At 71.2% G+C, this 17,022-nt stretch carries 19 protein-coding genes; 12 read left to right on the top strand and 7 right to left on the bottom strand.

The features are described 5' to 3' along the window. Window positions 1-79: 79 nt before the first annotated feature. The 4 genes from ABEE00_RS28200 to ABEE00_RS28185 are packed head-to-tail and all read right to left on the bottom strand — an operon-like array spanning window position 80 to window position 2,709. Window positions 80-556, bottom strand: a complete 477-nt coding sequence (locus tag ABEE00_RS28200; RefSeq protein WP_345748516.1) for a MarR family winged helix-turn-helix transcriptional regulator — start codon at window positions 554-556, stop codon at window positions 80-82. Between the two features lie 58 nt (window positions 557-614). Next, window positions 615-1,421 carry an AIM24 family protein gene (locus tag ABEE00_RS28195; RefSeq protein ID WP_345748515.1) on the bottom strand — a complete coding sequence of 269 codons (807 nt, stop codon included), beginning with the start codon at window positions 1,419-1,421 and terminating at the stop codon, window positions 615-617. Then, window positions 1,421-2,071 carry an AIM24 family protein gene (locus tag ABEE00_RS28190; RefSeq protein WP_345748514.1) on the bottom strand — a complete coding sequence of 217 codons (651 nt, stop codon included), beginning with the start codon at window positions 2,069-2,071 and terminating at the stop codon, window positions 1,421-1,423. The genes ABEE00_RS28195 and ABEE00_RS28190 overlap by 1 nt, the downstream gene beginning before the upstream one ends. Next, window positions 2,071-2,709 (bottom strand): AIM24 family protein, encoded by a 639-nt coding sequence (locus ABEE00_RS28185; protein WP_345748513.1) that lies wholly within the window; start codon window positions 2,707-2,709, stop codon window positions 2,071-2,073. The genes ABEE00_RS28190 and ABEE00_RS28185 overlap by 1 nt, the downstream gene beginning before the upstream one ends. Before the next feature lie 119 nt (window positions 2,710-2,828). Between ABEE00_RS28185 and ABEE00_RS28180 the strand changes: the two genes are divergently transcribed. The 6 genes from ABEE00_RS28180 (at window position 2,829) to ABEE00_RS28155 (ending at window position 7,049) form a co-directional block, all read left to right on the top strand. Then, on the top strand, window positions 2,829-3,209 hold the full coding sequence (locus ABEE00_RS28180; protein ID WP_345748512.1) for a DUF3817 domain-containing protein: 381 nt from the start codon (window positions 2,829-2,831) through the stop codon (window positions 3,207-3,209). Further along, window positions 3,206-3,514, top strand: coding sequence for an MTH1187 family thiamine-binding protein (locus ABEE00_RS28175; RefSeq protein ID WP_345748511.1), 309 nt, complete (start codon window positions 3,206-3,208; stop codon window positions 3,512-3,514). The genes ABEE00_RS28180 and ABEE00_RS28175 overlap by 4 nt, the downstream gene beginning before the upstream one ends. A gap of 111 nt (window positions 3,515-3,625) precedes the next feature. Then, the gene (locus ABEE00_RS28170; protein ID WP_345748510.1) at window positions 3,626-4,168 is read left to right on the top strand and encodes a MarR family transcriptional regulator; all 543 of its coding nucleotides are present in this window, start codon (window positions 3,626-3,628) and stop codon (window positions 4,166-4,168) included. Window positions 4,169-4,237: 69 nt separating this feature from the next. Beyond that, entirely contained in the window at window positions 4,238-4,576 is a 339-nt protein-coding gene (locus tag ABEE00_RS28165) for a DUF3817 domain-containing protein (protein WP_345748509.1), read from the top strand. Window positions 4,577-4,763: 187 nt separating this feature from the next. Further along, a complete protein-coding gene (locus tag ABEE00_RS28160; RefSeq protein WP_345748508.1) occupies window positions 4,764-5,243 on the top strand; it encodes a hypothetical protein in 480 nt (159 codons plus the stop codon). 105 nt (window positions 5,244-5,348) lie between these two features. After that, window positions 5,349-7,049, top strand: coding sequence for a coenzyme B12-dependent isobutyryl-CoA mutase large subunit (locus ABEE00_RS28155; protein WP_345748507.1), 1,701 nt, complete (start codon window positions 5,349-5,351; stop codon window positions 7,047-7,049). Here the strand turns inward: ABEE00_RS28155 and ABEE00_RS28150 are convergent. Continuing rightward, window positions 7,025-8,476, bottom strand: a complete 1,452-nt coding sequence (locus tag ABEE00_RS28150) for a HAMP domain-containing sensor histidine kinase (RefSeq protein ID WP_345748506.1) — start codon at window positions 8,474-8,476, stop codon at window positions 7,025-7,027. The genes ABEE00_RS28155 and ABEE00_RS28150 overlap by 25 nt on opposite strands. After that, the gene (locus tag ABEE00_RS28145) at window positions 8,473-9,162 is read right to left on the bottom strand and encodes a response regulator transcription factor (RefSeq protein WP_345748505.1); all 690 of its coding nucleotides are present in this window, start codon (window positions 9,160-9,162) and stop codon (window positions 8,473-8,475) included. Before ABEE00_RS28145 ends, ABEE00_RS28150 begins: the two co-directional genes overlap by 4 nt. Before the next feature lie 146 nt (window positions 9,163-9,308). Between ABEE00_RS28145 and ABEE00_RS28140 the strand changes: the two genes are divergently transcribed. Then, complete coding sequence (locus ABEE00_RS28140; RefSeq protein ID WP_345748570.1) at window positions 9,309-10,454, top strand: UDP-N-acetylglucosamine--N-acetylmuramyl-(pentapeptide) pyrophosphoryl-undecaprenol N-acetylglucosamine transferase; 1,146 nt, start codon at window positions 9,309-9,311, stop codon at window positions 10,452-10,454. Further along, on the top strand, window positions 10,451-11,476 hold the full coding sequence (locus ABEE00_RS28135; protein ID WP_345748504.1) for a GDP-mannose 4,6-dehydratase: 1,026 nt from the start codon (window positions 10,451-10,453) through the stop codon (window positions 11,474-11,476). Before ABEE00_RS28140 ends, ABEE00_RS28135 begins: the two co-directional genes overlap by 4 nt. Window positions 11,477-11,559: 83 nt before the next feature. On the opposite strand, the gene ABEE00_RS28130 is transcribed toward ABEE00_RS28135, so the two are convergent. Beyond that, window positions 11,560-12,201, bottom strand: coding sequence for a TetR/AcrR family transcriptional regulator (locus ABEE00_RS28130; protein ID WP_345748503.1), 642 nt, complete (start codon window positions 12,199-12,201; stop codon window positions 11,560-11,562). A 220-nt stretch (window positions 12,202-12,421) separates the two neighbouring features. Between ABEE00_RS28130 and ABEE00_RS28125 the strand changes: the two genes are divergently transcribed. The 4 genes from ABEE00_RS28125 (at window position 12,422) to ABEE00_RS28110 (ending at window position 16,928) form a co-directional block, all read left to right on the top strand. Beyond that, complete coding sequence (locus ABEE00_RS28125; RefSeq protein ID WP_345748502.1) at window positions 12,422-13,390, top strand: tetratricopeptide repeat protein; 969 nt, start codon at window positions 12,422-12,424, stop codon at window positions 13,388-13,390. Between the two features lie 726 nt (window positions 13,391-14,116). After that, window positions 14,117-14,731: a DUF6230 family protein gene (locus tag ABEE00_RS28120; protein ID WP_345748501.1), complete on the top strand. Its 615-nt coding sequence runs from the start codon at window positions 14,117-14,119 to the stop codon at window positions 14,729-14,731. Between the two features lie 144 nt (window positions 14,732-14,875). Beyond that, window positions 14,876-15,529, top strand: coding sequence for a DUF6114 domain-containing protein (locus ABEE00_RS28115; RefSeq protein ID WP_345748500.1), 654 nt, complete (start codon window positions 14,876-14,878; stop codon window positions 15,527-15,529). Between the two features lie 97 nt (window positions 15,530-15,626). Next, the gene (locus ABEE00_RS28110) at window positions 15,627-16,928 is read left to right on the top strand and encodes a hypothetical protein (protein ID WP_345748499.1); all 1,302 of its coding nucleotides are present in this window, start codon (window positions 15,627-15,629) and stop codon (window positions 16,926-16,928) included. Window positions 16,929-17,022 lie beyond the last annotated feature (94 nt).

Raw genomic sequence — 17,022 nt, 5'->3', positions numbered from 1 at the left:
CTCGGCTTCGCTCGGAGCAGGGAGGTACCCCCCTCGCCCCTCGGGCGGACCGATCGCCCACACCGGGCTGGCGGGAGCGCTAGAACTTGCCTCGGTGGGCTCTCAGTTTGTCGGCTATGGGGGTCAGGGTCGTGCGGAGGTGTTCGAGGTCCTCGGCGGCCATCTGGTCGATGAAGTGCCGCCGCACCGACTCCACATGGTGCGGGGCGACCTCGCGCATGGTCTCCCAGCCGCGCTCCGTCAGCACCGCGAACAGCCCCCGCTTGTCCGATTCGCAGCTCTCCCTCCGCACCAGGCCCGCCTTCTCCATCCGCGTGATCTGGTGCGAGAGCCGGCTCTTGGACTGGAGCGTGGACGCCGCCAGCTCGCTCATCCGCATCCGGTGCTCCTCCGACTCGGAGAGATTCACGAGGATCTCGTAGTCGTTCATGGTGAGGCCGAACGGCTGGAGGTCGCGCTCGAGCTGGTACATGAGCAGGCGGTTCACATCCAGGTGCGTCCGCCACGCACGCTGCTCGTCCTCAGTGAGCCAGCGGGGTCCGTTGTCGGTGTCCATACCGTGAGAGGTTACAGAGCGCCGTAACGGAGTGCCCACGCGGTGTTCACAGCCCGGCTCACAGGCCGAACCTCCGCTGGAGGCTCCCGAGCTGTCCCGGAAGCTGCGGTGTCTGCTGTCCTCCCTGGCCAGAGCCGCTCTGGGCGCCCTGTCCGCCTCCCGGAACGCCCGCCTCCGCGGGGACGCCGCCCGTCGCCTGCTCGGCCATGAGCTGCTCGGTCGACTGGATCAGGACGGTCCCCGCGCCCACGAACTCGAACTGGTGCTCCTCCCCGGAGGCGCCCCCGACGCCGGTGAGCTGGCGCAGGCCGCCCAGCACCCCCGACAGATAGCCGTGGTCGTAGTGGTGGCACGGCGAGGGGCAGTCGGCCCAGCCCACCAGGGCCTGCGGGTCGACACGCACCGGCGGCTCCACGAAGTGCACCGGACCGTTGGAGGCGGCCACGAACTTGCCCGTGCCGATCAGGGTCAGGAAGCCCGGGATGATCGACTGCTTCAGGGACAGCGAGGGCTCGAAGGCCAGCAGGTTGCCCGAGCGGACGGTGAGGTTGCCGTCCTCCAGGTCGTAGGAGTTCACGTCGAAGGCGCGGTCGGCCAGCAGCATCCGGCCCTGTCCCTCGGCGACCACCCAGTCCGAGGCGTGCAGCGGCGAGTGGAAGCTGGAGGCGATCAGCCGGTCCAGCCGGCCGTGGCCCACGCCGGTGAAGTCGATGCGCCCGTAGTAGGCGATCATCTTGCCCTTCTGCAGGAACCACTGGCCGTTCAGGTCCACGCAGAAGGTGTAGGGGTTCACGTTGTCGTTCGCCGGGAGGGTCTGGGCCTCCCAGGCCTGAGGTCCGCCGGTGGGACCGCTCATCCCGCTCATCACAGCTTCTCCTCACTGGCCTGCACGAACACCGCGCCGTTCCCGGACAGTTCGAGCTGGAACGCCTCGCCCGAGCCGCGCCCCACCATGTCCCGCCAGCCCAGCGCCGTGGACAGCTTGTTCCGCACGTCGCCGTGGTGCGCCACGTACGCCTGCGGATCGACGTGTACGGGGCGGTCGGGCGTGATCGGCAGTTGCAGCACCCCGCCGTGCGCCATCACCGCCACAGCGCCGGTGCCCTTGAGCGTCGTGGTGAACAGGCCCTGCCCGGTGACCTGGCCGCGCACCATGCCCATCACGCCGCCGTCCGAGCCGAGGAAGAGGGTGCCCTGCTCCAGCGACCCGTCGAAGGCCAGCAGCCGGTCGGCCTCCACGCACAGGGTGTCCCCGGCGAGCTCGATGACCTCCACGTGGTGCCCGCCGTGCCCGAACAGCACGGTGCCCTGGCCCTCGACGGTCATCAGCGGCGTGGCCTCGTTGGCGACCCGGCGGCCGATCATGGACATCACGCCGCCCTGGCCGCCCTGGACGTTGGGCGTGAAGCTGACCTCACCGGTGTAGGCGATCATTGCGCCGCGCTGGCTGAACATGCGCTGCCCGGGCACGATCCGGCCCTCCACCAGCTTCGAGTTGATCTCCCTGAACGGCATCAGAGGTCACCTCCCAGGGTGTTCCGCTCGCTGGGCTGCACGTACACCAGTCCGTCGCCCTCGAAGCGGATCTGGAAGGACTCGCCGGAGCCCTCGCCCATCACGGTGCGGAAGCTCACGCCGGTCTGGAAGTGCTGCTGGAGGTTGCCCTGGTGGGCGATGTAGGCGCCGGGGTCCACCTGGAGCGGCATGCCGGGGGAGACCCGCAGCAGCACCGCGGGACCGTCCGACATCAGGGCCGCCTGGCCCGTGCCCTCGACGGTCGTGGTGAACAGGCCGTTGCCCTGCGAGGCGCCGCGCAGCCCCGTGAAGCTGGTGCCGGTCCGCAGGCCGCCGTCCGTGCACAGCAGGTTGCTCGCCTCGACGTGGAGCTTGTCGCCCTGGAGCTGTACGAGGTTGATGTCGCTCGCGCGGTCCGCGAAGAAGCAGGTGCCCTGGCCCTTCACCTCCATCACGGTCATCTGCTCGCCGGTCAGCCTGCGGGAGACCATGCCTCTTATGCCCTCGCCGCCGCCGGACATCTTCTTGAAGGCCATCTGGCCGTCGTACGCGACCATCGACCCGTTCTTCGCCTTCACGGTGTCGCCGGACAGCGTCACGGCGAGCACCTTGCTGCCTTGGAGTCGGAACTGAGCCACGGCGCCGAACCTACCCTCCGCGCCGCGCGTCCCGGCAGGGCTGCCACAATGGCAGGCGCTTGTGCGCCTCTTCACAAGCGATCTTCGTCCGCCCCGCACCACCGACCCGAGGATCTCCCGTGGCCATACTGGAAACCGCCAGCGGGCTCGCCCCCAAGGCCGCCTCCGCCCTCCGCCGGCTCCGCCTGACCTCGATGCCCGAGGCCGTGTCCTTCCTCCTGCTGCTGGTCTGCTCCGTCCTGAAGCGGACCACGGACTTCAACGCCGTGCCCGTGATGGGCATGATCCACGGCGTGCTCTTCGTCCTGTACGTGGTCTTCTGGGCGGACGCCTGGAACCGCAACAAGTGGGGGATCAAGAAGGCCGCGCTGTACTTCGTGCTCTCCGTCCTGCCCACCGGCGGCTTCTTCGCCGAGCGGATGCTGCGCCGCGAGGAGGAGGCCGGCGTGATCGCCGCCCGTGCGCGCAAGGAGCAGACCGGGGGAGTGACCACAGCATGATCGTCGCCTTCTCGGTCACCCCGCTCGGCGTCGGCGAGGACGTGGGCGAGTACGTAGCGGACGCCGTGCGCGTGGTCCGCGAGTCCGGGCTCCCGCACCGCACGGACGCGATGTTCACCTCCCTCGAAGGCGAGTGGGAGGAGTGCATGGACGTGGTGCACCGCGCCGTCGCCGCCGTGGAGGCCCGCGCGCCGCGGGTCTCGCTGGTCCTCAAGGCCGACATCAGGCCCGGCGTCACCGACGGGCTGAACTCCAAGGTCGCCACCGTGGAGCGCCACCTCACCGAGGCGGAGGCGGCCGAATGACGGCGGGGCCCGTGGGGCCGGGCGGCCTCGCGGGCCCGGCGTGCCTCCCCGTGGGTCCCGATGTTCGAGACGGGGATGACCACGATTTGGGCGGCCGGTAGGGTCGGGTCCGTGCCGAAGTCGCTGAGTCTCTCGTTCGATCCGATCGCCCGGGCCGATGAGCTCTGGAAGCAGCGATGGGGGGCGGTGCCCTCCATGGCCGCGATCACCTCGGTCATGCGGGCACACCAGATCCTGCTGTCCGAGGTGGACGCCGTGGTCAAGCCGTACGGGCTGACCTTCGCGCGGTACGAGGCGCTGGTGCTGCTCACCTTCTCGCGGGCCGGGGAGCTGCCCATGTCCAAGATCGGGGAGCGGCTGATGGTGCACCCGACCTCGGTCACCAACACCATCGACAGGCTGGAGAAGTCCGGTCTGGTCACCCGCCGCCCGAACCCCAACGACGGCCGCGGCACGCTCGCCTCGATCACCGACAAGGGCCGCGAGGTGTGCGACGCGGCCACCCGCGAGCTGATGGCGATGGACTTCGGGCTGAGCGCGTACGACGCCGAGGAGTGCGGCGAGATCTTCGCGATGCTGCGCCCCCTGCGGATCGCCGCCGGCGACTTCGACGGGGCCGAGGGCGGCGCCGCTGACCCCGGCGAGGGCGACTGAAGATCGCCCGGAACGACCCGATACGCTCGGCTGAGTGCTGCGCATCCCCCTCGCGAGGTGAGAGTCCCGATGAAGAAGTCCGTGCTGACCCGCTACCGGGTGATGGCCTACATCACCGCCGTTCTGCTCGTCCTGCTGACCATCGGCTTCATCTGCAAGCGCCTGGTGGGCATGGAGAGCGCCACCGGCTTCGTGACCGTGGTGGGCATCGCGCACGGCTGGCTGTACGTGATCTATCTGGTCTTCGCCTTCGACCTGGGCCAGAAGGCCAGGTGGCCGCTGGGCAAGCAGCTCTGGGTGCTGCTGGCCGGCACCATTCCGACGGCTGCCTTCTTCGTGGAGCGCAAGGTGACCCGCGAGCTGGAGCCCGTGGTCGAGGACGCGAAGGCCGTACCGGCTCGCTCCTGAGGCACTGACCTCCCGCGATACCCCGTACTCCGCCGTTACAGGCTGATAACGACATACTCCGGAATGGCTCGTGATGTCCGGAATTGGTGGCGATAGCGCCCCCTGTTCCTGTGATGATCTCCGAGTTGATTCGGTTCGCCGGGCGGCCAGGGAACGTGCCGCCCGGCTTTCGTACGGGGAGTGTGTGATGACTGCAGTGCGGCGCTGGAGACAGCGGGCGGCGGCCGTCGGCGGAGCGCTGGCGATGGCGGGCGCGGCCTCGCTGGCGACCGCGGGCCCGGCCTCGGCCACGGCGGTGGGCACGACGCCCATCGGGTCCTTCAGCTACAGCTTCCAGGGGGCCACGATCAAGGTCCCGACCGGCTGTTTCCTGACCCACCGCATCGGCGGCTCGGGCAAGAAGATCAAGGACGAGATGGCGGGCGTGGACTGCGCGGGCCCGGCGGCGATCTTCTCCAAGTTCTGCAACTGGCGCATGGACTTCACCTACGCCAACACCAGCAACAAGGTCTACAAGACCTCGAAGGGCAAGACGCACACCGAGTGCAAGGGCAACCCGCTCCGGCACGGCAAGGCGCAGACGCTGCCGAAGTACGGCAAGGCGTGCGCCAAGTTCTACGTGAACGGCGTGCACAAGGCCACGCAGTGCCACTTCATTAAGAAGTAGCCCGCGCGCGTCACGGCGCGGCGGGCCGAGGCGAGGCGCCCGGCGGTGCGAACCCCGGGCGCTCTGCTCTCGACAGGTACTTGGACGTCCAAGTATTTTGGCCGTATGGACGCCGACGCCATCGCAGAGGGCCGCCGCCGCTGGCAGGCCCGTTATGACGCCTCCCGCAAGCGGGAAGCGGACTTCAGCACGCTCAGCGGGGACGAGGTCGAGCCGGTCTACGGCCCGCGCCCGGGCGACACCGTCGAGGGCTTCGAGCGCATCGGCTGGCCCGGCGAATTCCCGTACACCCGCGGTCTGTACGCCACCGGATACCGCGGGCGCACCTGGACCATCCGGCAGTTCGCGGGCTTCGGCAACGCCGAGCAGACCAACGAGCGCTACAAGATGATCCTGGAGAACGGGGGCGGCGGCCTGTCCGTCGCCTTCGACATGCCGACCCTCATGGGCCGCGACTCCGACGACCCGAAGTCGCTCGGCGAGGTCGGGCACTGCGGCGTGGCCATCGACTCGGCGGCCGACATGGAGGTGCTCTTCTCCGGCATCCCGCTCGGCGACGTCACGACCTCGATGACCATCAGCGGCCCGGCGGTGCCGGTCTTCTGCATGTACCTGGTCGCGGCGGAGCGCCAGGGCGTGGACCCCTCGGTGCTCAACGGCACGCTCCAGACGGACATCTTCAAGGAGTACATCGCGCAGAAGGAGTGGCTCTTCCAGCCCGAGCCCCATCTGCGGCTGATCGGCGACCTGATGGAGCACTGCACGCGGGGCATCCGCGCGTACAAGCCGCTCTCGGTCTCCGGCTACCACATCAGGGAGGCCGGTGCGACGGCCGCGCAGGAGCTGGCGTACACGCTCGCCGACGGCTTCGGGTACGTGGAGCTGGGGCTCTCCCGCGGTCTGGACGTGGACGACTTCGGGCCCGGGCTCTCCTTCTTCTTCGACGCGCACGTGGACTTCTTCGAGGAGATCGCCAAGTTCCGCGCGGCGCGCAGGATCTGGGCCCGCTGGATGCGGGACGTGTACGGCGCGCAGAGCGAGAAGGCGCAGTGGCTGCGCTTCCACACCCAGACGGCGGGCGTCTCGCTGACCGCGCAGCAGCCGTACAACAACGTCGTGCGTACGGCGGTCGAGGCGCTGTCCGCCGTGCTCGGCGGCACCAACTCGCTGCACACCAACGCGCTGGACGAGACCCTCGCGCTGCCCAGCGAGCGCGCGGCGGAGATCGCGCTGCGCACCCAGCAGGTGCTGATGGAGGAGACCGGGGTCACCAACGTCGCGGACCCGCTGGGCGGTTCGTGGTACGTGGAGGCGCTGACCGACCGCATCGAGGCCGACGCGGAGAAGATCTTCGAGCAGATCAAGGAGCGCGGCGCGCGGGCCGTGCCCGACGGCCAGCACCCCATCGGGCCGATCACCTCGGGGATCCTGCGCGGGATCGAGGACGGGTGGTTCACCGGCGAGATCGCGGAATCGGCCTTCACGTACCAGCGGGCGCTGGAGAAGGACGAGAAGAAGGTCGTCGGGGTCAACTGCCACACGGGTTCCGTGACCGGCGACCTGGAGATCCTGCGGGTCAGCCACGAGGTGGAGCGCGAGCAGGTCGCTGCGCTGGGCCGGCGCCGGGAAAAGCGGGACGACGCCGCGGTGCGTGCGGCTCTTGTCGACTTGGCCGAGGCCGCCCGCGGCTCCGCGAACATGATCGAGCCCATGCTGGAGGCCGTCCGCGCCGAGGCCACCCTCGGCGAGATCTGCGGCACGCTGCGGGACGAGTGGGGCGACTACACGGAGCCGCCGGTCTTCTGAGGGCCCTCGCTCTTCTGGGAGGGGGCGAACCGTACGCGGAAGAGCGCGCCGCCCCCTTCGGCGCGCTCGGCCGTCAGGGTCGCTCCGTGGGCCTGGGCGATCTGGCGGCACATGGCCAGGCCCAGGCCCGAACCGGGGAGGGTGCGGGCCGCGGAGGAGCGGTAGAAGCGGTCGAAGACGTGCGGGAGGTCCTCCTCGGCGAGGCCCGGGCCGTGGTCGCGGACGGTCAGCTCCAGGGCGCCGGTCCGCTCCGCGAAGTACACCTCGACCGCCCCGCCCGCGCCGCTGAACTTGGCCGCGTTGTCCAGCAGGTTGGACAGCATCCGGGACAGCCGCGCGGGCACACCGGCCACGGTGCGCTCCGCGAGCCCGGGCTCGGCCTCGTACGAGAAGGACACCGAGGGCCAGTGCTCACGGGCCGCGTGCACGGCGTGTCCGGCCAGTGCGTCGAGTCGCACCCGCTCCACGAGCTGCGCGGGCTCCTCGTCGCGCGCCAGCTCGATCAGGTCGTTGACCAGCGTGGTGACCTCGCGGAGCTGCCGTTGGAGCGCGCCGGCCGCGCGGTCGCGCTGCTCGTCGGTCAACCGGTCGGCGCGGGCCAGGAGTTCGGTGTTGGTGCGCAGTGCCGTGAGCGGAGTGCGCAGCTCGTGCGAGGCGTCCGCGACGAGGCGGCGCTGCGCGGTGACGGACTGCTCCAGCGCCTCCAGCATGGTGTTGAAGCTCGCCGCGAGCCGGGTGATCTCGTCCCCGCGCTCCGGGGGTCCGGGCGGCAGCTCGATGCGCAGCCCCGCGTCCCGGGTCGCGGCGATCCGCTCGGCGGTCGCGGTGAGCCGCGCGACGGGGGAGAGCCCCGTACGCGAGACCCAGTAGCCCAGCGCGCCCGCGAGCAGCACGCCCGCCGCGCCCGTCGCGCCGAGCAGCCACGCGGCCCGGCGCACGCCGCGCTCCACGGGGTCGGACCGCAGCGCGACCTGGAGCGCGTGGTCGGTGCGGCCGATGTGGGTGGTGAGCATCCGTGCGGGGTGGCCGTGCAGCTCGATGTCGCGGTAGTACGCGGAGTCGCCGCCGCGGTCCGCCGCGACCCGGCGGGTGCCGTCCGAGACGGGCAGCAGGTAGCCGCCGCCCGGGTCGCGCGCGGGGTCGGCCGGCACGATCTGGGAGCAGGCGGGCGCGGCCAGGTAGCGGCACTCCCCGGAGAGCACCTGCGGCGGCTCGCCCCGGTGCTGCTGGGTGGCCAGGGTCGCCGACTGCTTGAGGTTGAGCTCCAGTTGGTGGTTGAGCTGGTAGCGGATGAGGAAGAACGCCGCGGCGCACACCGTGAGCACCACCAGCGCCACGGCCCCGGACGCCACGACGGCGAGCCGGGTGCGCAGGGGCCGGCGCCGCCGCCAGCGTGCCCACGGGCCTGCCGCGAAGCTCCCGCTCACGAGGCGCCCAGCCGGTAGCCGAGCCCGTGCACGGTGTGCACGAGACGCGGTTCGCCGTCGGCCTCCAGCTTGCGGCGCAGGTAACCGACGTACACCGCGAGGGAGTTGGAGTCGGGCCCGAAGTCCCGCCCCCACACCTGCTCCAGCAGCACCTCGCGCGGGACCGTCTGGCCCGGGTGCCGCATCAGCAGCTCCAGCAGCGCGCACTCGGTGCGGCTGAACTCCAGCTTCCTGCCGCCCCGCCGCCCGGTGCGGGTCTCCGGGTCCAGCTCCAGGTCCCCGTACGAGAGGAGCCCGTTGCCCTCGTCCCGTACGGGCGCCGCGCGGCGCAGCAGTGCCCGCACCCGCGCCGTCAGCTCGTCCAGCGCGAACGGCTTGACCAGATAGTCGTCGGCGCCCGCGTCGAGGCCGTCCACCCGCTCGCTCACCGCGTCCAGCGCGGTCAGCACCAGCACCGGCGTACGGTCGCCGAGCCCGCGCAGCCTGCGGCACACCGCGAGCCCGTCGAGCACCGGCATCATCACGTCCAGCACCAGCGCGTCCGGCTCCCAGCGCGCCACGGCCGTGAGCGCGGACAGCCCGTCGGCCACGCCGCGTACGTCGTAGCCCTCGACGGTCAGCGCGTCCTGGACGGCGGCGCGCACCTCCGCGTCGTCGTCCACCACCAGCACCTTCGGCAACGTCATGGACTCAGGCTGCCAAAGCCGCCTCTTAGAACCCTCTTAGAACGGACCGTGAGCGTGGCGGCATGCGGAAACCCCACGTAAGCGGGCAAACCACCCCGCGCACCCACGGCCCAGGTCCAGCGCCGCCGCCGCCCCCGCTCTCCGTCGTGATCGGCGCGGGCGGCACCGGCGGGCACATCTACCCCGGGCTCGCGCTCGCCGAGGCCCTGCGGCGGCTCGACCCCGAGGCGGTCATCTCCTTCGCAGGCACCGAACGCGGCCTGGAGACCCGGCTGATACCCGAGGCCGGCTACCGGCTGCACACCACCGGCATGATCCCCTTCGACCCCGGCATCGGCGCCCGCCGCTATCTGCTGCCCGCCGCGCTGCTGCGGGCCGGCGCCCAGGCCGCCGCCGTGCTGCGGGCCCAGCACGCGCAGATCGCGGTCGGCATGGGCGGCTACCCCAGCGCCCCCGTGGTGCTCGGCGCCCGGATGGCCGGGCTGCCCTCGCTGGTGCACGAGTCCAACGCCGTGCCGGGCCGCGCCAACCGCTTCGCCGCGCGCCTCACCCCGCACGTCGCGCTCGCCTTCGACAGGGCCCGGGCGCACCTGCCGCGCGGCGAGCGCGCCGAGACGGTCGGCATGCCCGTGTCCGGGGCGCTCTCCGCCTTCGACCGGGAGGCGCTGCGCCCCGCGGCGCGGCGGGCGTACGGCGTACCGCCCGGCGCCCGGCTGATCGTCGTCAACGGCGGCAGCCTCGGCGCCGCCCGGCTCACCGAGGCGGCGCTCGCACTCGCCGAGCGCTGGAGGCCCCGTACGGACGTCCGGCTGCTGATCAAGACCGGGCCCGCCGCGCTGGAGGAGACCCGGGCGCGGCTCGCGGCGAGCGGCTGCGGGCACATCGCGCAGGCGGTGCCCTACCTGGACCGGATGGACCTCGCCTACGCGGCGGCCGACCTGATGGTGTGCCGCGCCGGTTCGGCGACGGTCGCCGAGCTCGCGGTGACAGGGGTGCCCGCGCTGCTCGTGCCGTACCCGCACGCGCCCGGCGACCACCAGACGCACAACGCGCACGTGCTGCGCGACGCGGGCGCCGGGCTGCTGCTGCCCGACGCCGAGGCCACGGGCGAGCGGCTGGCCGGACTGCTCGGGCCGCTGCTCGCCGAGCCCGCGCGGCTCGCGGCGATGACCGGCGCCGCCGACCCGGGCAGCCACGCGCGGGCCGCCGAGCTGCTCGCACGCCGGGTGCTCGACCTCGCCGGGCGGCCCCGACCCACCACCGAAGAGAAGGACTTGAGGAACGCGGCATGAGCACGAACTCCGAGTCGATTTCCGCATCGGCCCCCACATCCCCCTGGTACGGGCGCACCGTCCTGGTCACCGGCGCCGAGGGCTTCATCGGCAGCACGCTCGTGGACCTCCTGGTGGAGTACGGCGCGCGCGTACGGGCCCTCGTCCACTACAAGCCGTACGGGGAGAAGGGCAATCTGGCCCATCTCCTGGACGGCCAGGTCGAGTTGGTCGCGGGCGACGTCCGCGATCCGGGACGGGTGGACGACGCCGTCGCGGGCTGCGACGCGGTCTTCCACCTCGCCGCGCTCATCGGCATCCCGTACAGCTACTCCTCGCCCGGCGCCTACGTGCAGACCAACGTCACCGGCACGGAGAACGTCGCCGAGGCCTGCCGCAGGCACGGCGTGCGGCGGCTGGTGCACACCTCCACCAGCGAGGTGTACGGGACGGCCCGCACCGCGCCCATCGACGAGTCCCACCCGCTCCAGCCGCAGTCCCCGTACTCCGCCTCGAAGATCGGCGCCGACATGCTGGCGCTCTCCCACTGGCACGCCTTCGGGCTGCCGGTGACGGTGGTGCGGCCCTTCAACACCTACGGGCCGCGGCAGTCGGCGCGCGCGGTGATCCCCGCGATCCTCGCCCAACTGCACGCCGGGGCACGCGAGATCCGGCTCGGCTCCCTGACTCCCACCAGGGACTTCACGTACGTGACCGACACCGCTGCCGGGTTCCTCGCGCTCGCGGAGAGCGAGGCGGCGCTGGGCGAGGCGGTCAACCTCGGCACCGGCCGCGAGATCGCGATCGGCGACCTGGCGCGCGAGCTGATCGCCGCGTCGGGGCGGGACGCGGAGGTGGTGGCCGACCCCGCGCGGGTGCGGCCCGCGGCGAGCGAGGTCCAGCGACTGCTCTCGGACAACTCCCGGGCCCGCGAACTCTCCGGCTGGAGCCCCCAGGTGACCCTCCGCGAGGGCCTCCGCCACACCTCGAACTGGGTCGCGGAAAACCTCCACCTCTTCAACCCGAGGAGGTACGAGGTGTAGCCGACCGCACGGTGCGGGGACGTCCCGCTGCCACCGCCGGCCGCTCGGCCTGCGGTGACAGCGGGCCGGGGATGACGCAGGGCTTACGGCGAAGCCGGACTGCTCGCTGCCGGGAGGCCGCTCAACAGGAGGGTGGTGAAGCGGTGGGCCCACTCCTTGTCCACGGACTCCGCGCTCACCAGAGCGCGGTGGACGACCGCGCCGGCGATCACGTCGAAGATCAGGTCGATGACCCGGCGGGTCTCGCGGGGGTCCAGCGGGTCGGAGGGCAGCTCGCCGCGCTTCTGGGCCCGCCGCCGCCCCTCCAGCACGAGCCGCTTCTGGCGGCCCACGATCGCGTCCCGCATCCGCTCCCGCAGCGCGGGGTCGTGGGTGGACTCGGCGACCACGTGCATCAGCGAGGTCTTGGTCTCCGGGCGGTCCAGGAGCGCGGCGAAGGAGAGCACCACGCCCTCGATGTCCTCCCGCAGGCTCCCCCTGTCCGGCAGCTCCAGCTCGTCGAAGAGCACCGCGACCGCGTCCACGACCAGCTCGCTCTTCCCCGCCCAGCGCCGGTACAGCGTCGTCTTGGCCACCCCCGCGCGCTCCGCGACGTGCCCCATCGTCAGCTTGCCCCAGCCCAGTTCGACCAGCGCGGCCCGCGTCGCGTCGAGGATCGCGCGGTCCGCGCTGGCGCTGCGCGGCCTGCCGGGGCGTGGCCGGTGTGCGGGGTCTGTGGGGGACATGGGGGCGACCATACCGGCCGGTAGGCGTTGTGCCGTGAGGCGGATCACTCCGCGCGGCCTCGGGGTTCCTTGGCCAGCCGGGCCGGGTTGAAGTTACGCTACGGGTCGTAGCGGAATGACCGTGCCTCCTCATGCCGGTCGATTTCGCTCAGCGACAACCATGAGCCGCCGGGTGGGGACCCGGCGCACAACGCCGCGGGAAAGGGGGAGACTGGTTCCCATGCAGCCAAGCAACAGGTCCATGAGCGGAGTCGTCGACCTCTCCGCGGTGAAGGCGGCCGGAGAGGCCAAGGAGAAGGCGGAGCAGGCCCGCGCCCGCTCCGCCGAAGGGGGCGGCGCGCCCGCTCCCGTGAGCCTGGTGATCGACGTCGACGAGGCGGGCTTCGAGGCGGACGTGCTCCAGCGTTCCGCCGAGGTCCCGGTCGTCGTCGACTTCTGGGCGGAGTGGTGCGAGCCGTGCAAGCAGCTCTCGCCGCTCCTGGAGCGCGTCACACGCGAGTACGCGGGCAAGATCATGCTCGCGAAGATCGACGTGGACAAGAACCAGATGCTGATGCAGCAGTTCGGCGTGCAGGGCATCCCCGCGGTGTTCGCCGTGGTGGCCGGCCAGGCGCTGCCGCTGTTCCAGGGCGCGGCGCCGGAGCGCCAGGTCCGCGAGACCTTCGATCAGCTGATCCAGGTCGCCGAGCAGCGCTTCGGCATCACCGGGCTGCAGGGCGTCGCCGACGAGGGCGCCGAGGCCGAGCCGCAGGAGCCCGAGGAGCCGGAGGACCCGGTGCTGGCGGCGGCCCAGCAGGCGCTGGACGCGGGCGACCTGGGCGGCGCGGCGCAGGCGTACAAGAACAAGCTCGACGAGGAGCCCGGCAACACCGAGGCCAAGGTCGGCCTGGCGATGACCGAACTCCTCTCGCGTGTCTCGGAGTTGGACGAGAACACCGCGCAGCAGGCCCGCAAGGACGCCGCCGACGACCAGGGCAACGCCGACGCGCAGTTGAAGGCCGCCGACCTCGACATGGCGGGCGGCCACGTGGAGGACGCTTTCGGCCGTCTCGTGGAGACCGTGAAACGGACTGCCGGAGATGACCGGGAGAAGGCGCGTGTGCGGCTCCTGGAGCTGTTCGAGGTGATTGGCGCCGAGGACCCGCGGGTAGTCAAGGCCCGCGGCGCACTGGCCCGCGTCCTGTTCTGAGCGTTCACCGGCGAAGCTTCGCCACCGGTCCGGAGCCCCGCTCCGGACACCCGGGGTGACCCCCGGTAAGCGGGGCGCAACGAACCCTCTTGACAGGACGGTTGGCCTCGCTCACCCACTCATTGATTTAGCGACAACAGCGGCCGTGTTTTGCCAAAACTTGGCAATCACGGCCGCTGTTACTCGCAGTAAGTGGAGGTCGGGCCTTCCTCCCGGCATGTCCGGATGATCCAGCGGCTTCGACCCGGACGGCGATGACCCTGTGTGGCCGCCGTATGCTCTTTCACCGCCGTCTGGTTATCCCGCCGTTACTCGTAAGTAACGGAACCCCTTGTGCGAGGGCCGGAGATGGACCACGATCGGCCACGCTCGGTCCATCACCCGCAGTCCGGCAACCAATCGGCGCCGCGGGCGATGGGTCCCCACCGGGCGGACCGGCACCGCACGACCAACACCCGTACCACCGCCGGTCCTCTAGGGCAGGGGGGTCCCCGCCGCACGGCAGGGCCTGTCCGAAAAAAGCAGGTTGCGCGAGAGCGTGGCCAGTGGTTGTCGCTCGGGGGTGATCGCCGATGAGCTCGGACGAGGCGTGGAGGAGCACGCCTCCGACGACGGCGCTCTCCTTCCCGAGGACGTAGCACTTCTCCCATCCCAGGCAGGGAGCCGATCCGCGTGAGGAGCGGGCCGGACCAGGCCGGAGATGTACGTCCGAGAAGGAGGAAAGTCATGGAGTCTCTGGCTCGTGGCGGGACCAGATGGAAGCGTTTCGCCGTCGTCATGGTGCCGAGCGTCGCCGCGACGGCCGCAATCGGCGTCGCGCTGTCGCAGGGTGCGCTGGCGGCGTCGTTCAGCGTCTCCGGCCAGCAGTTCAAGGTCACCGCGGACAAGCTGGACGGACAGGGGTTCGTCCAGTACGGCGCGGTGGACAGCACCAAGAAGGGCAAGAAGCCGGTAGCGGTGGTCGGGTTCGACTCCGCGCAGATCCGGAACCTGTGCCAGTCGGTCGTCGTGCCGGTCCCGGCCTTCGGCGACATGACCATGAAGCTGACCGCGGGTACCTCGGGCCCGAAGGTCGACGCGAAGAAGCTCTACATCGACGCCGACGACCTCGGCGCCGACGCGAAGTTCAACAACATCGACATCGGCGTCTCGGCCGATGACACCACGAAGGGCCCCGGCCCCTCGAAGGGTGACAACTACGCGAAGGGCTCGTTCGCGCAGCAGGCGCAGAGCGCGACCTTCACCGATGTCAAGCAGCGTGCGTGGGCCACCACGGCCGGCACGTTCAAGCTGAGCGGTCTCAAGATGGCCGTCAAGAAGGGGAAGCAGGAGTGCTACTGAGGCGCTTGAGCCCAGGGCACCGCTGACCCGCAACCGTCCGGGCGCGGAGCGGCGGGGGCCGGGATCCCGCCGGCCCCCTCCGTGTCCGTACGGATCACCGCTCCAAGCAAGCAAGTTCGCGCCAGTCCCGAGGAGCCGTACGACATGAGCGCCGAGACGCGACACGGCCTGAAGCACACATTCGGCCAGAAGCGCAGTCAGTTCCGGGAATGGCGCGGGCAGCGCCCGTTCTGGGGCGGTCTGCTGACGCTGCTCGCCGGCATCCCCATCATGTGGATCCCGTACCAGAACATCACCCTGGGCTCGCTGACGATCCGCATGTCGACGACCGCGGGCGCCGGCTCGCTGATCATCGGCGTGCTGCTCGTCGTCCTCGGCCTGACGATGTGGTTCCAGCCCTCGTCCCGGGTGTTCGCCGGCATCGCGGCGATCCTGCTGTCCCTGGTGTCGCTGGTCGTCTCCAACGTCGGCGCCTTCCTGATCGGCTTCCTGCTCGGGCTGCTCGGCGGTGCGCTGGGCGTCGCCTGGGCCCCGGCGAAGCCCTCGGAGGCGGGCGCCGCCGGCGACGCGGGTGGCGAGGACGAGCCCGAGCGTGCTCCGTCGAGCCCCACGTACTCCTCGGATCCCGCGCCCGGCCTTCCCAAGCGCACGCCCGGCGAGACGACGACCGGCGGCGGTGGCGGCGCGGGCCGCAACACGGGCACCGGCGGTGCCCTGGACGACCTTTCAGTCTTCGGTTCGGCTTCGACGACAGGAGCTGACGCGAATCACGGGAACGGGAGGCACCGTGCCGGGTGACGAGCTGCACGAGGAGGCAGGTGGTCCGGTGAGTTCCGTGCCGGACGCCGGCAACGGAAGAACCGGGCCGCGCCACGCGGCCCCCAGGAAACCGCTGTTGAACCGGTTTCATGTGCCCGCGGGCAAGGCGATAGCCATCGCGGCCATGCCGTCGGCTGTCCTGATGGGCATGGGGCTCACCCCGCAGCTCGCCAGCGCCAAGCCGATGCCCAAGAACCCCTTCAAGTCCGGCCCCTGCGTCTCCCAGAAGGACCGGGACGAGGCGAAGGAGAAGGCGCAGGACGAGAAGGAGCAGAAGGAACAGAAGGCGAAGCAGGAGCGGGAGCGCGAGAAGCTCGAGAAGAAGGCCGAGACGGCGAAGAAGCGCCTCGACGCCGCCAAGGAGGCCAAGGAGAAGCAGGAGAAGGACGGCGCGTCCGACTCCGGCTCCGGTTCCTCCGACTCGGGTTCGGGCTCGGACGCGCAGGACCCGAAGGGCTCCACCGGCTCCGACTCCGGTACGGACTCGGGCTCGGGTTCGGACTCGGAGAAGGGCGACAACCCGCTCGACCCGCTGGGCGTCGGGGACAAGCTCGACGACCTGCTCACGCCGAAGGAGGAGAAGGAGAAGGCGGCGCAGGACGCGTCGGACTCCGACGCCAAGTCCTCGGCGGACTCCGGCACTTCGGACGCGGGCAGCGGCTCGGACTCCGGCTCCGATTCCCAGGCCGGCGCGGGCTCCAAGAGCGCCGAGGACCCGACGAAGCCGGTCGGCGACGCCGTCAACAAGGCGGGCGACGGGCTCAAGGACACCACCGACAAGCTGGGCGACGCGGCGGGCGACGCGACCAAGGAGGTCGGCAAGGCCGGCGACGAGGTCGGCAAGGCCACCGACAAGCTGCCCACGGCAGGCGGTGCCAACGGCTCGGAGGACGGCAAGAAGGCGTTCCCCTGCGTCGAGGAGAAGAAGACCGGCGGCAAGGACGAGCAGACCCCGGTCACGCTCCCCAACGACCCCTTCGAGCTCCAGTCCTCCAAGCTCGCCCTGCACGGCCTGAACTACGAGGGCGTACGCAACGTCACCACGGCCGACGGCACCAAGAAGCAGGTGCTGAAGTTCACCGCGGACTCCCTCGACATCGGCGACCTGCACCAGATCGTGCCGGGCCCCGGCGGCATCAAGTACCACGTGCGCGCCTCCGAGGGCTCCAACTCCAGCATCCGCGGCGGCAAGGTGACCATGTACACCGAGCGGCTCCAGGGGAACCTCTTCGGCCTGATCCCGGTCGTCTTCGACCCCGAGCACCCGCCGCCGATCAACGTGCCCGAGGCGCTGTTCACCAAGGTGAAGGTGACCCAGGCAGGACAGTTCGGCGGCAACCTCACGGTGCCGGGCCTGCGCACCACGATCGGCCACTGACCCCCGTACGGCCGACCGCTCCCGGCGGCGCGCGTACCGTCACACCGGCCGCGCCGCCGCACCGGCCCCCGGACTTCCCCCGCCCATAAGAGGC

The sequence above is a fragment of the Streptomyces odontomachicola genome, assembly GCF_039605595.1.
In the GTDB taxonomy this organism is placed as follows: domain Bacteria; phylum Actinomycetota; class Actinomycetes; order Streptomycetales; family Streptomycetaceae; genus Streptomyces.
Note: the sequence above shows the minus strand (reverse complement) of the source record. Positions and strands in the feature narration are given on the sequence as shown.

Bases quoted from the DNA above. Each gene is read 5' to 3' on its own strand.
- ABEE00_RS28200 (WP_345748516.1), bottom strand. From the start codon at position 556: ATGGACACCGACAACGGACCCCGCTGGCTCACTGAGGACGAGCAGCGT.
- ABEE00_RS28195 (WP_345748515.1), bottom strand. From the start codon at position 1,421: ATGAGCGGGATGAGCGGTCCCACCGGCGGACCTCAGGCCTGGGAGGCC.
- ABEE00_RS28190 (WP_345748514.1), bottom strand. From the start codon at position 2,071: ATGCCGTTCAGGGAGATCAACTCGAAGCTGGTGGAGGGCCGGATCGTG.
- ABEE00_RS28175 (WP_345748511.1), top strand. From the start codon at position 3,206: ATGATCGTCGCCTTCTCGGTCACCCCGCTCGGCGTCGGCGAGGACGTG.
- ABEE00_RS28165 (WP_345748509.1), top strand. From the start codon at position 4,238: ATGAAGAAGTCCGTGCTGACCCGCTACCGGGTGATGGCCTACATCACC.
- ABEE00_RS28160 (WP_345748508.1), top strand. From the start codon at position 4,764: ATGACTGCAGTGCGGCGCTGGAGACAGCGGGCGGCGGCCGTCGGCGGA.
- ABEE00_RS28155 (WP_345748507.1), top strand. From the start codon at position 5,349: ATGGACGCCGACGCCATCGCAGAGGGCCGCCGCCGCTGGCAGGCCCGT.
- ABEE00_RS28145 (WP_345748505.1), bottom strand. From the start codon at position 9,162: ATGACGTTGCCGAAGGTGCTGGTGGTGGACGACGACGCGGAGGTGCGC.
- ABEE00_RS28135 (WP_345748504.1), top strand. From the start codon at position 10,451: ATGAGCACGAACTCCGAGTCGATTTCCGCATCGGCCCCCACATCCCCC.
- ABEE00_RS28130 (WP_345748503.1), bottom strand. From the start codon at position 12,201: ATGTCCCCCACAGACCCCGCACACCGGCCACGCCCCGGCAGGCCGCGC.
- ABEE00_RS28125 (WP_345748502.1), top strand. From the start codon at position 12,422: ATGCAGCCAAGCAACAGGTCCATGAGCGGAGTCGTCGACCTCTCCGCG.
- ABEE00_RS28120 (WP_345748501.1), top strand. From the start codon at position 14,117: ATGGAGTCTCTGGCTCGTGGCGGGACCAGATGGAAGCGTTTCGCCGTC.
- ABEE00_RS28115 (WP_345748500.1), top strand. From the start codon at position 14,876: ATGAGCGCCGAGACGCGACACGGCCTGAAGCACACATTCGGCCAGAAG.